Below are 11,297 nucleotides of genomic sequence, written 5' to 3'. Positions count from 1 at the left end.
TGGCGCATGAAGGCTTCCAGCGCCGCGGCCGACGGGCCGCTGCGGGCAATGTTGTTCGGGTCCTGCGTGGGCGCCGGACCGACGATCGGAACCGGGAAAGTCAGGGTGGGCGGCGGCAGTGTCGGGTCGAGTTTCTCCGTGCCGAATTCTTCGAACAGCAGCAGTTGCTGAGTGTACGGCTGGGCCCCGAACAACGGACTGGGCTTGCCGTTGGTGGGGATTTTGAAGGATGTCTGCAGGGCTGGCGGCAGCACGTTGTCGGTCGTTGGCGTGGTGCGGGTGCCGTACACGCCGTTGGGCAAGGCGATGGAACCCTGGTTGGCGGGTGGCATGGTCTTTAGAGCATCCAGCGCGGCCTTGAAGTCGGTCGGCGGGTTGGTATACGCCGAAGGATCTGTTGGCGGCGGCGGGCTGACATCGTCAAGCGGTGCTGCGCTGACCGGGGACAGACTGAAGGTGATCAACAGTACAGAGCCTGCGCCCGAAACCCTTAAGAAGCGGAACGAATTGAACGGCGATGCAATGACTTTCATGAGGTTCCCCTCGCGACATAGCGCAACGGCGAAACCCGCCATCCCCGGTTGGTGACAGCATCTGCCTGCGTTGCAAGGGGCTATGCAACCGTCGGGCCATGGATGAGGAAGGAAACTAAAATACTGAGTAATAAGTAAGTTGTTTCAAAATGTGTTTCTTTGGTGGGGTGTAGGGTGGGGATATTCCTCAAATTAGGTGGTAAATACCCGGTTGAAGTGGGTGTGGTCCCCCATTTATGGGAGTAGTGACCCTGTTTCACCAACCGGTAGGGGCTGCTTGCTCTGGGGCGACATGAATTCACAAAGGACCCGGCGCACGATTCTTGTTGGCACGGATAGTGGAGCAGGGGCATCGATAGGTTAATTGCATTGTTTGGTATGCATTGATGCGCGAAGTGGCTCAATGCATTCAAGGACGAAGCGCTATTCGCTGTGTGCCCGCAGCAGGCTCTCGGTGCCCAACCGATACTGATTGTTCCCGCTGCGTTTGGCCTCATACATCGCCAGGTCGGCAATGTGCAGCAAGCGGTCGATGCTCGGCGCATGATCGGGGAACACGGCGACGCCGAGGCTGGTGCCGATGTGGCGCTGGTCGTTGCCGAGGGTGACGGGCGGTGAGAGTTCGACGAAGATTTTCTGGCAGATCGTGCGCGCTTCATCTTGCAGGCTTTTGCCTTGGGGCAGGTCTTGGAGGATGACCACGAATTCGTCGCCGCCGATCCGGGCGACGGTGTCGGTGCCGTGCAGGATGCGCTTGAGCCGCGTCGCGGTCGTGACCAACACGCGGTCGCCGGCCGCATGACCATAGCGGTCGTTGATGGCCTTGAAGCCATTGAGGTCGACAAACACCAGCGCCACGCGCGTGGCACTGGTGCGCGCCAACTCCAGCGCTTCGGACAGGCGCTCTTCGAGCACCAGACGATTGGGCAGGCCGGTCAACGGGTCGTAATGGGCCAGGTGCTTGAGGTAGTTGGCCGAGGCCTTTTCTTCGGTGATGTCGCGCACAACGCCCATCATCTTGATCGTTTCGTCGTGGTCGTTCTTGACCACGTTGCCGGTTTCCCGCAGCCAGCGGATCGTTCCGTCGGGCCACACCACGCGGTATTCCTCATCATGGTTTTCGCCGGTTTCCAGGCAACGCAGTTCGCCGGCCCGAACCCTGAGCCGGTCTTCCGGATGCACGCAGGAACAGAACAGGGCGTAAGAGGGCGCCACTTCGCCGATCTTGAAGCCGAACATGCCGAAAATGGCATCTGACCAGTACAACCGGTCGGTGTCGACATCCCAGTCCCAGGTGCCGATACGAGCGAAATACTGGCTGCGCTTGAAGCGCTCGGCATCGTCATCCTTGTGGATGTTCTGGCCTTCGGACAGGCTATTGATGATCGCGCGATACTCCGCCAGTCGCTTTTGCAGATAGCGTTCGCGCCAGACCAGCACGACGATCAGGCTGAGCGCCATTGAACCTGGGATGACGCTGGTCCAGAGCAGGATCATTCGGGGATGGCCATCAGGGCGGAGAACCGTACGGGTAGTTGTTGTTTATTTTAGTTCAGCAAACAGCTTTAAACGTCGCACGCGGAGGCGGCAATGGTTGCCAATCGAGGACAAATCTGGGAAAACGGCGCCCATCAGGCCCTTGAGGGCGAGTGAGCATACGAGTGAAATCAATGAATGACGAGCTTCAGGTAATCGATCTTCAGGTGGGTGACGGAAAAGCCGCCGTAAAAGGCGCACTGATCACCACCCAGTACCGTGGCTGGCTGGAGGACGGGACCGAATTCGACTCTTCGTACAGTCGTGGCAAACCCTTCCAGTGTGTGATCGGCACCGGGCGGGTCATCAAGGGGTGGGACCAGGGCATCATGGGCATGCAGGTCGGTGGCAAGCGCAAGTTGCGGGTGCCGGCGCACCTGGCTTATGGCGAACGCACCATGGGCAAGATCACGCCGAATTCGAACCTGGTTTTCGAAATCGAATTGCTGGAAGTGCTGACACGGGATGATTGACCGTCAGGCCTGAAACGTTTCCCGGTAGGCATACAGGCCGGGTGTTCCGCCGGTCATGATAAACAGCACATTGTTCCCGGGGGCGCAGCCCGCTGAATGGGCGTGGGACCTTGCAGCAGGTCTGCCCGCGCAAAAACACTCAGTGACTGGTCCAGTCGGGTTTGCATCGATAGAGCCTCGTTGTTCACCATGATCCTGGTGACTCTATGGAGAAAGGCCAGCGGGATAAACGCACTACCTGTCATGACTGTTTTAACCCGGTATAACTGATCCAGCCGGGCAGCAGGGGGGTGAACCCAAATGTTCAGCGGCCAACCGGCCGGTGAAAATCGATGTCACGCCAAACCGACTACCATCGGGTTGTGCCTTGCCAGGCTCCGCACTATCGGCGACCATAGGTGCCATATAGGGGTAGGGGGTATAGGTATGGCACACATTCACGAACACAAGGATGACTTGATCAAGCGGGTGCGGCGGATTGCCGGGCAGGTGGAAGCCGTGGAGCGAGCGCTTGAGTCCGATGCCGATTGCGCCAAGACCCTGCATCTGGTGGCCGCCATCCGGGGCGCGGTCAATGGTCTGCTGGAGCAGTTCATCGACGCCCATGCCCGCGAGCACGTGGCCCATCCGGACCTGAGCGATGAAGATCGCGCCCAGGGCGTGGAAGACTTGTTGCTGGCCATCCGTCGCTATGCCAAATAGAGGCCTGAACTCCATGACACTGACACCACAGGCTTCGCGCTTTACTCACGACCATGTCTTTCTCGGCGCATCCCATGATGAAAACGCCCGACGCACCTTATGGGTGGTGGCGCTGACGTTTGTGATGATGATTGGCGAAATTGCCGCCGGTTACATCACCGGTTCCATGGCGCTGCTGGCCGATGGTTTTCACATGGCCACCCATGCCGGGGCCTTGGGCATCGCGGCGGCGGCCTATGGGTTTGCACGGCGCAATGCCAACAACGCGCGTTACAGCTTCGGCACCGGCAAGGTCGGGGATCTCGCGGGTTTTGCCTCGGCCATGGTGCTGGGGCTGGTGGCGATCGGCATTGCCGGTGAATCCGTTTATCGCCTTTTTCAGCCAACGACCGTGGCGTTCACCGAAGCGACGGTGATTGCGGTGGTGGGGCTGGCGGTGAACATCGCCAGTGCCTTTTTGCTGGTGGGCGACCACGGCCATCATGACCACGATCATGGTCACAGCCATGAGCACGGCCATCATCACCATCACGACAACAACCTGCGCTCGGCCTATGTCCATGTGCTGGCCGATGCCCTGACTTCAGTGCTGGCGATCGCCGCATTGCTGGCGGGGCGCTATCTGGGATGGGTGTGGCTGGACCCGGTGATGGGCATTGTGGGCGCCATCGTGATCGCGAAATGGGCCGTTGCATTGATGCGTGACAGCGCAGCGGTTTTGCTCGATGTCACGGATACACACGTCGCCGACGAGATTCGTGAACTGCTGGAGTCGTCGGACGATGTGCGCATCAGCGATCTGCATGTATGGCAGGTCGGCCCCCAGGCGCGGGCCGCGATTGTCAGCGTTGTGGCGGCGGCCAATGTCAGTGCCGACACCATTCGCGAACGCTTGGCGCCGGTCCATGAACTGTCTCACCTGACCGTCGAACACCGTGTTGCTTGAGCGGCTTTCGATCATTCACGGAACAGTGGAATCCGCCCATTCGTGGAGGGGCGGTATTCCCGCTTCAGATGGTCCAGTCCTGGCTTCATCGCCATAAACTGCTTTAGCGTAGCGCTGGCAATGCTCAACGCCAGCCGTTGCCCCGGACATTGATGGCTCCCCGCGCCGAAGGTGAAACTGCGCCGGTTCGGGCGGTCGAGCAGGAAGGTGTCGGGGTTGTCGTTGAGCTGCGGGTCGCGATTGGCCGAGGCCAGCAGTACCAGGATTACGTCTGCGGTATTGAGCCGCACCCCGTCAATTTCACAGGGGGTGGCGACGAAGCGGCGGGTGTTCTGTACCGGCGGGTCGAAGCGCTGTACTTCGGCCAGCAGGTCTTCGACCGGGGGGGATTCGCTACGCAACGACGGATGTTGAATCAATGCCAGCAGGGCGTTGCCGATCAGCCCGGCAGTGGCCTCGAAGGTCTGGGAGAACAGGCCGATCAGGTTGGCGATCAGGGTTTGCGGCGCGCCGCAGGCGAAGCGCTGGCCGATACCTGCAAGCAAAGGGCTGTGGTTGTACGGATCGTCGAGCAACTCGATGAAATAACCGCTCAATTGTTCAGCGGCAGCGTGGGCGGCGGTCAATTGTGCCGCGTCACTCAAGGGTGACAGACAGGCGACGAAATCCGCCGTCAACTCACTGATGGCGCGGCCCTGAGCCGGGGTGAACCCCAACAACGCCGCCACCACGCACACCGGTCCGCGAAACATGGCGTTGTACAGGCCAGCGGCATCGGCGGTCATCAATCGGGCGCTGACCAGGGCCTCGACTTCCCGCGCATCGATCAACTCCAGCCCCGGCGCAATCGCGGACCGTGGGCAACGCTGGCGTTCACCTTCATTCATGCGCATCAACTGGCCGAACACCTGGCCGGCCATGCCGTCGGCGATCGCCTTGGGAACTGGCTCCTGCGCGGGTCGAACGTGGCAATCGGGATGCGCCAGCACGGCGGCCACCGCTCGGGCGCTGCTGGCCACCCACATGTTCAGCTCCGGATGAAAAGCCAGCCCACCGTCGGCACGCAGTTGTGCGTAGTAGGGATAAGGATCGGCATGGGTCGCAGCGATGATCGGGTCCATGAGCACAGCCTTTGGTTGTTGGAAAGTGTTGCTACTATCTCCATTCCGAAAAGGCATTGATTCGTCCGGGAGCGAAATATGAGCGCAGAACAGCACGACATTGGCGTCTCGAAGGTGGCGGCAGCCATCGCTGAACCGGCGCGGACGAAAATCCTCTGTTCGCTGATGGACGGCCATGCCCGCACCAGCACCGAACTGGCGGCGGTGGCCGAAGTCAGCGCGTCGACCGCCAGTGCCCACTTGGCCAAGCTCAAGGAGCTGGCGCTGGTGCGGCTGCACGTTCAGGGGCGTCATCGCTATTACAGCCTGGCGGACAAGCGTGTGGCCCAGGCCCTGGAGGCACTGATGGTGATCGGCCAGAACACCGCGCCGAGCTTCCGGACACGGACCCCGGATCGCCTGCAATTTGCCCGCACCTGCTATGACCACATGGCGGGAACCCTGGCCGTGCAGCTGCATGACCGGATGCTCGAAGCCGGCTGGCTGGAGGAAACCGACGAACAGGCCTATCGCTTGAGTGACAGCGGTACTGCAATGTTTCAAGGACTCGGGATCGAGACGCAGGACTTGAGCACCATGCGCCGTCGTTTCGCCTGCCCATGCCTCGACTGGAGCATGCGCCGGCCGCATCTGGGTGGATCGCTGGGCGCGGCGTTGTTGCAAATGGCGCTCAAACGCAAGTGGGTGACCCAGGATCTGGACAGTCGCGCGCTGGCGCTGACGGCGTTGGGGCGCAAGGAGTTTGGAAGGCGGTTTGGAATCGTGTTGCCGTTGGTGGTCGAGGGTAATGTCAAAGTTTCGCAAATTGCGGCAGGTTCAGCGGAGTTCGGGAACATTCGCTGACTGACGAACGTGTATTCCGGTTGTTTCTGTGTTGAATGCAATGCCGTCATCGCGAGCAAGCTCGCTCCCACAGGGGAGGGTGGACTCGTCAGTACCATGCAAACAAAAAGCCCCCCATCGGTCACCCGATGGGGGGCTTTTGTGCGTCTGGCGTCAGGTCAAACCTTGACGATCCAGCCTGCTGGCGCTTCGATGTCGCCGGTTTGCACGCCGGTCAGCTCTTTGTAGAGCTTCTGGGTGATAGGGCCGACTTCGGTTTCGCTGTGGAACACGTGCAGGTGGTCGTTGTAGCTGATGCCGCCGATCGGCGTGATCACCGCTGCAGTACCGCAGGCGCCGGCTTCCTTGAAGTCCGACAGCTTGTCGATGAACACGTCGCCTTCGATCACTTCCAGGCCCAGACGGGTCTTGGCCAGCTCGATCAGCGACAGGCGGGTGATGCCTGGCAGTACTGACGGGGAGTTCGGGGTCACGAACTTGTTGTCGTGGGTGATCCCGAAGAAGTTGGCCGAGCCGACTTCCTCGATCTTCTTGTGGGTCAGCGGGTCCAGGTAGATGGCATCGGCAAAATGTGCCTTCTTGGCCTGGGAGCCCGGCATCAGGCTGGCGGCGTAGTTGCCACCGACCTTGGCGGCACCGGTGCCTTGTGGCGCGGCGCGGTCGTAGCTGGAAATCTGGAAGTTGTGCGGGGTCAGGCCGCCCTTGAAGTAGGCGCCGACCGGGATCGCAAACACCGAGAAAATGAACTCTGGCGCGGTACGCACGCCGATGTTGTCACCCACGCCGATCACGAACGGGCGCAGGTACAGCGCGCCGCCGGTGCCGTATGGCGGGATGAAGCGCTCGTTGGCACGGACCACTTCCTTGCACGCTTCGATGAACTGCTCGGTGGACACGTGCGGCATCAGCAGGCGGGTGCAGCTGCGCTGCATGCGCGCGGCGTTCTGGTCCGGGCGGAACAGGTTGATCGAGCCGTCCTTGCAACGATAGGCCTTCAGGCCTTCGAAGCACTGCTGGCCATAGTGAAGGGCAGTCGAGCCTTCGCTGATGTGCAGCACGTTGTCTTCGGTCAGGGTGCCTTTGTCCCATTCACCATTGCGAAAGTACGACAGATAGCGCTTGTCGGTCTTGATGTAGTCAAAACCCAGCTTGTCCCAATTGATGCTTTCGTTACCCATGACACCCTCTATCACTGAACAACCGTCGAAACGGTTCAAGGCTTCTGACGTTTTTTGGATGGGGACAACAATACTTCATTCTTGGGCTGTTTCGCAGCCCGGACTATCGGATGACGGACAGATAATTCGCGTTGACCTTGAGAATTCGCGAGCAAGCCCGCTCCCACAGGGGAATGCATTCCAAATGTGGGAGCGGGCTTGCTCGCAAAGAGGCCATCACGGACACCACCGATCACCCTGATTCACAGATGCAATGCGTGGCCAAGGGCCCGCAACGCCGCTTCCTGCACCGCCTCACCCAGGGTCGGGTGTGCATGGATGGTGCCGCCGATGTCTTCCAGCCGCGCGCCCATCTCCAGGCTCTGGGCAAATGCCGTGGACAGCTCCGACACGCCGACGCCCACCGCCTGCCAGCCGACAATCACATGATTATCCCGACGAGCGACCACCCGTACGAAGCCGCTTTTCGACTCCAGGGTCATCGCCCGGCCATTGGCGGCGAACGGGAAGCTCGACACGATGCAGTCCCAACCTGCGGCCTTGGCCTCGTCCGGGGTCTTGCCGACCACCACCAGTTCCGGGTCGGTAAAGCACACGGCTGCGATGGCGGTCGGGTTGAACTCGCGGGTTTTACCGCTGATCAGCTCGGCCACCATCTCGCCCTGGGCCATGGCCCGGTGGGCGAGCATCGGTTCGCCGCTCAGGTCACCTATGGCATACACGTTGCGCATGCTGGTCTGGCAGCGTTGGTCGATCTTGATCGAGGAACCGTTCATGTCCAGGTTGAGTGCTTCGAGGTTCCAGCCCTGGGTGTTCGGCTTGCGACCGACGGCCACCAGTACTTGGTCGGTTTCCAGGTTCAGGCTCTCGCCGTTCGGGGCAAGTACTTGCAAGGTATTGTTAGAAGAGTCAAAGCCTTGCACGCTATGTTTCAAGTAAAGCTTCACGCCGAGTTTTTTCAGTTCGTCGTGTACCGGCTGAGTCAGTTCAGCATCGTATGCCGGCAGGATGCGTTCCTGCGCTTCCACCACACTGACCTCGGCGCCGAGCTTGCGATAGGCAATGCCCAACTCCAGACCGATGTAGCCACCGCCGACCACAATCAAGCGCTTGGGCACGGATGTCGGCGCCAGGGCCTCGGTGGACGAGATGATCGGCCCGCCAATCGGCAGCATTGGCAGGTTCACGCTTTTGGAACCGGTGGCCAGCACCAGGTGTTCACACTGGATACGTGTGTCGCCAACTTCCACGGTTTTGCCGTCAACCACTTTGGCCCAGCCTTGAACGACCTGGACCTTGTTCTTTTTCAGCAGTGCCGCGACGCCGGTGGTCAGGCGATCGACGATGCCGTCTTTCCATTCCACGCTCTTGCCGATGTCCAGGGTGGGCGCCGAAACACTGATGCCCAGGGCCGAATGCTGACTGTGGTGTTGCGTTTGATGGAACTGCTCAGCGACGTGAATCAGTGCCTTGGACGGAATGCAGCCAATGTTCAGGCAAGTGCCGCCCAGGGATTGGCCTTCCACCAGGATGGTCGGGATGCCCAGTTGGCCGGCACGGATCGCCGTCACATAACCGCCGGGGCCGCCGCCAATGATCAGCAGCGTGGTATTGAGGGTCTGCATGACTTACTCCACAAACAAGGTCGCGGGTTGTTCGAGCAAGCCACGGATGGCCTGGATGAAGAGCGCCGCGTCCATGCCATCGACCACGCGATGATCGAAGGAGCTGGAGAGGTTCATCATCTTGCGGATCACGATCTGGCCTTTGATCACCATTGGCCGTTCGACGATCTTGTTCACGCCGACTATCGCCACTTCCGGCAGGTTCAGCACCGGGGTGCTGACGATGCCGCCCAAGGCCCCGAGGCTGGTCAGGGTGATGGTCGAGCCGGACAACTCGTCGCGGCTGGCCTTGCCGTTACGGGCGGCAGTGGCCAAACGGGAGATTTCAGCGGCGCTGTCCCAGAGGCTGCGGGCTTCGGCGTGACGCACCACCGGCACCATCAAACCGATATCCGCCTGGGTGGCGATGCCGACATGCACCGCGCCGAGGCGGGTGATGACTTGGGCTTCGTCGTCGTAGCGGGCGTTGATCTGCGGGAAATCACGCAGGGCGACGACCAGGGCGCGGACCAGGAACGGCAGCAAAGTCAGCTTGCCGCGAGTCGCGCCATATTTTTCGTTGAGATGCGCGCGCAGCTCTTCCACGGCGGTGACGTCGATTTCTTCGACATAACTGAAGTGGGCGGCGCGCTGGGTGGCGTCCTGCATGCGCTGGGCAATCTTGCGACGCATGCCGATCACCGGGATCTGCTGTTCATCGGTACGTTGGGCGTAAGCAGCCGCCACCGGTGCCGAAGCGTTCGACTGACCCTGGGCCAGGTAGGCGTCGAGGTCTTCATGCAGCACGCGGCCGGCGGGGCCGGTGCCACGCACCAGGCGCAATTGAATGCCGAGGTCCAGCGCATGTTTGCGCACGGCCGGGGAGGCCAGCGGACGCTCGTCGGCCTCGCGAGCAACCATCGGGCCTTGGCATACGGCAGCTTTCGGCGCAGGGGCCGCGACCGGTTTGCTTTCAACCACGGTTTCGACTTTCGTTGCTGCAACCGGTGCTTCTTTAACAACAGGTGCCGGTTGCGCCGATTCCTTAACGTTGCCCGCGCCTTCGACTTCAATGCTGATCAGCACACTGCCAACCGCCATGACTTCGCCCGGCTGGCCACCAAGAGCAATGACCTTGCCATGCACCGGCGACGGGATATCGACCATCGCCTTGTCGGTCATCACATCGGCCAACACCTGATCTTCGACGACCATGTCGCCGACCTTGACGTGCCATACCGACAATTCAACTTCAGCAATGCCTTCACCAATGTCCGGCATTTTAATAACGTGCGTGCCCATTCAGACCTCCATGACCCGTTTCAACGCCGCGCCCACTCGGGACGGCCCTGGGAAATACGCCCACTCTTGCGCGTGCGGGTAAGGGGTATCCCAACCGGTGACGCGTTCGATCGGCGCTTCCAGGTAGTGGAAGCAGTGCTCTTGCACCAGCGCCGTCAGTTCGGCGCCGAAGCCGCAAGTGCGGGTGGCTTCGTGAACGATCACGCAGCGCCCGGTTTTCTTCACCGATTTGGTGATGGTTTCCAGGTCCAGCGGCCACAGGCTGCGCAGGTCGATGACTTCGGCATCCACGCCGCTTTCTTCAGCGGCCACTAGCGACACGTAGACGGTGGTGCCGTAGGTCAGCACCGTGACATCCTTACCCGGACGGGCGATAGCGGCAACGTCCAGCGGCACGGTGTAGTAACCGTCCGGAACCTGTGCGGCGGGGTGTTTTGACCACGGGGTAACCGGGCGTTCGTGGTGGCCGTCGAAAGGGCCGTTGTACAGCCGTTTCGGCTCCAGGAAGATCACCGGGTCATCGTTTTCGATGGAGGCGATCAGCAGGCCTTTGGCGTCGTAGGGGTTGGACGGCATGACGGTGCGCAGACCGCATACCTGAGTGAAGAGTGCCTCGATGCTCTGGCTGTGGGTCTGGCCGCCGTAGATGCCGCCGCCGCAAGGCATGCGCAGGGTCATCGGCGCGGTGAACTCGCCGGCCGAGCGATAACGCAGGCGTGCGGCTTCGGAAATGATCTGGTCGTAGGCCGGGTAGACGTAGTCGGCGAACTGGATCTCCACCACCGGGCGCAGACCGTAGGCGCCCATGCCCACGGCGGTGCCGACGATACCGCTTTCAGAGATCGGCGCGTCGAACACTCGCGAGGTGCCGTATTTGGCTTGCAGGCCTTCGGTGCAGCGGAACACGCCGCCGAAGTAGCCCACGTCCTGGCCGAAGACCACGACGTTGTCGTCACGTTCAAGCATCACATCCATGGCCGAGCGCAGGGCCTGGATCATGGTCATGGTGGTCGTGGTCATGGCGGTTTCCAGCTCGATATTGTTGTTGTGATCGTTCAT

General features: G+C 61.0%; 10 protein-coding genes and 1 pseudogene. 4 read left to right on the top strand and 7 right to left on the bottom strand.

Features of this window, described 5'->3' with window-relative positions:
- Nucleotides 1-533, bottom strand: a pseudogene (locus AC3WTM_RS08810) (copper oxidase); the annotation flags it as partial.
- 423 nt (nucleotides 534-956) lie between these two features.
- Nucleotides 957-2,030 carry a sensor domain-containing diguanylate cyclase gene (locus AC3WTM_RS08805; protein WP_102671446.1) on the bottom strand — a complete coding sequence of 358 codons (1,074 nt, stop codon included), beginning with the start codon at nucleotides 2,028-2,030 and terminating at the stop codon, nucleotides 957-959.
- A gap of 173 nt (nucleotides 2,031-2,203) precedes the next feature.
- Here AC3WTM_RS08805 and AC3WTM_RS08800 point away from each other — a divergent pair, with 173 nt between their 5' ends.
- The 3 genes from AC3WTM_RS08800 to dmeF all read left to right on the top strand — a co-directional run bounded on the left by AC3WTM_RS08800 (nucleotide 2,204) and on the right by dmeF (nucleotide 4,190).
- Nucleotides 2,204-2,542 (top strand): FKBP-type peptidyl-prolyl cis-trans isomerase, encoded by a 339-nt coding sequence (locus tag AC3WTM_RS08800; protein WP_102671447.1) that lies wholly within the window; start codon nucleotides 2,204-2,206, stop codon nucleotides 2,540-2,542.
- A 426-nt stretch (nucleotides 2,543-2,968) separates the two neighbouring features.
- Complete coding sequence (locus AC3WTM_RS08795) at nucleotides 2,969-3,244, top strand: metal/formaldehyde-sensitive transcriptional repressor (protein ID WP_057715220.1); 276 nt, start codon at nucleotides 2,969-2,971, stop codon at nucleotides 3,242-3,244.
- 13 nt (nucleotides 3,245-3,257) lie between these two features.
- On the top strand, nucleotides 3,258-4,190 hold the full coding sequence (gene dmeF / locus AC3WTM_RS08790; RefSeq protein ID WP_102671449.1) for a CDF family Co(II)/Ni(II) efflux transporter DmeF: 933 nt from the start codon (nucleotides 3,258-3,260) through the stop codon (nucleotides 4,188-4,190).
- Nucleotides 4,191-4,201: 11 nt separating this feature from the next.
- On the opposite strand, the gene AC3WTM_RS08785 is transcribed toward dmeF, so the two are convergent.
- Entirely contained in the window at nucleotides 4,202-5,311 is a 1,110-nt protein-coding gene (locus AC3WTM_RS08785) for a cytochrome P450 (protein ID WP_102671450.1), read from the bottom strand.
- Nucleotides 5,312-5,389: 78 nt separating this feature from the next.
- Between AC3WTM_RS08785 and AC3WTM_RS08780 the strand changes: the two genes are divergently transcribed.
- Entirely contained in the window at nucleotides 5,390-6,154 is a 765-nt protein-coding gene (locus AC3WTM_RS08780) for an ArsR/SmtB family transcription factor (RefSeq protein WP_102671451.1), read from the top strand.
- 158 nt (nucleotides 6,155-6,312) lie between these two features.
- Here AC3WTM_RS08780 and AC3WTM_RS08775 read toward each other — a convergent pair whose 3' ends face one another.
- The 4 genes from AC3WTM_RS08775 to AC3WTM_RS08760 form a co-directional block, all read right to left on the bottom strand.
- Nucleotides 6,313-7,332, bottom strand: a complete 1,020-nt coding sequence (locus tag AC3WTM_RS08775) for a branched-chain amino acid aminotransferase (protein WP_102671452.1) — start codon at nucleotides 7,330-7,332, stop codon at nucleotides 6,313-6,315.
- 242 nt (nucleotides 7,333-7,574) lie between these two features.
- Nucleotides 7,575-8,957 (bottom strand): dihydrolipoyl dehydrogenase, encoded by a 1,383-nt coding sequence (lpdA, locus tag AC3WTM_RS08770; protein WP_102671453.1) that lies wholly within the window; start codon nucleotides 8,955-8,957, stop codon nucleotides 7,575-7,577.
- 3 nt (nucleotides 8,958-8,960) lie between these two features.
- The gene (locus AC3WTM_RS08765; RefSeq protein WP_102671454.1) at nucleotides 8,961-10,238 is read right to left on the bottom strand and encodes a dihydrolipoamide acetyltransferase family protein; all 1,278 of its coding nucleotides are present in this window, start codon (nucleotides 10,236-10,238) and stop codon (nucleotides 8,961-8,963) included.
- On the bottom strand, nucleotides 10,239-11,297 hold the full coding sequence (locus AC3WTM_RS08760) for an alpha-ketoacid dehydrogenase subunit beta (protein WP_102671455.1): 1,059 nt from the start codon (nucleotides 11,295-11,297) through the stop codon (nucleotides 10,239-10,241).

The sequence above is a fragment of the Pseudomonas sp. EU05-FHT14B02 genome, assembly GCF_058791055.1.
This window is presented reverse-complemented; position numbering and strand designations above follow the sequence as displayed.

What these genes read in the sequence shown, in the direction of transcription:
- AC3WTM_RS08805 (WP_102671446.1), bottom strand. Translation starts at nt 2,030, where the DNA reads ATGATCCTGCTCTGGACCAGCGTCATCCCAGGTTCAATGGCGCTCAGC.
- AC3WTM_RS08800 (WP_102671447.1), top strand. Translation starts at nt 2,204, where the DNA reads ATGAATGACGAGCTTCAGGTAATCGATCTTCAGGTGGGTGACGGAAAA.
- AC3WTM_RS08795 (WP_057715220.1), top strand. Translation starts at nt 2,969, where the DNA reads ATGGCACACATTCACGAACACAAGGATGACTTGATCAAGCGGGTGCGG.
- dmeF (WP_102671449.1), top strand. Translation starts at nt 3,258, where the DNA reads ATGACACTGACACCACAGGCTTCGCGCTTTACTCACGACCATGTCTTT.
- AC3WTM_RS08785 (WP_102671450.1), bottom strand. Translation starts at nt 5,311, where the DNA reads ATGGACCCGATCATCGCTGCGACCCATGCCGATCCTTATCCCTACTAC.
- AC3WTM_RS08780 (WP_102671451.1), top strand. Translation starts at nt 5,390, where the DNA reads ATGAGCGCAGAACAGCACGACATTGGCGTCTCGAAGGTGGCGGCAGCC.
- AC3WTM_RS08775 (WP_102671452.1), bottom strand. Translation starts at nt 7,332, where the DNA reads ATGGGTAACGAAAGCATCAATTGGGACAAGCTGGGTTTTGACTACATC.
- lpdA (WP_102671453.1), bottom strand. Translation starts at nt 8,957, where the DNA reads ATGCAGACCCTCAATACCACGCTGCTGATCATTGGCGGCGGCCCCGGC.
- AC3WTM_RS08765 (WP_102671454.1), bottom strand. Translation starts at nt 10,238, where the DNA reads ATGGGCACGCACGTTATTAAAATGCCGGACATTGGTGAAGGCATTGCT.
- AC3WTM_RS08760 (WP_102671455.1), bottom strand. Translation starts at nt 11,297, where the DNA reads ATGAACGATCACAACAACAATATCGAGCTGGAAACCGCCATGACCACG.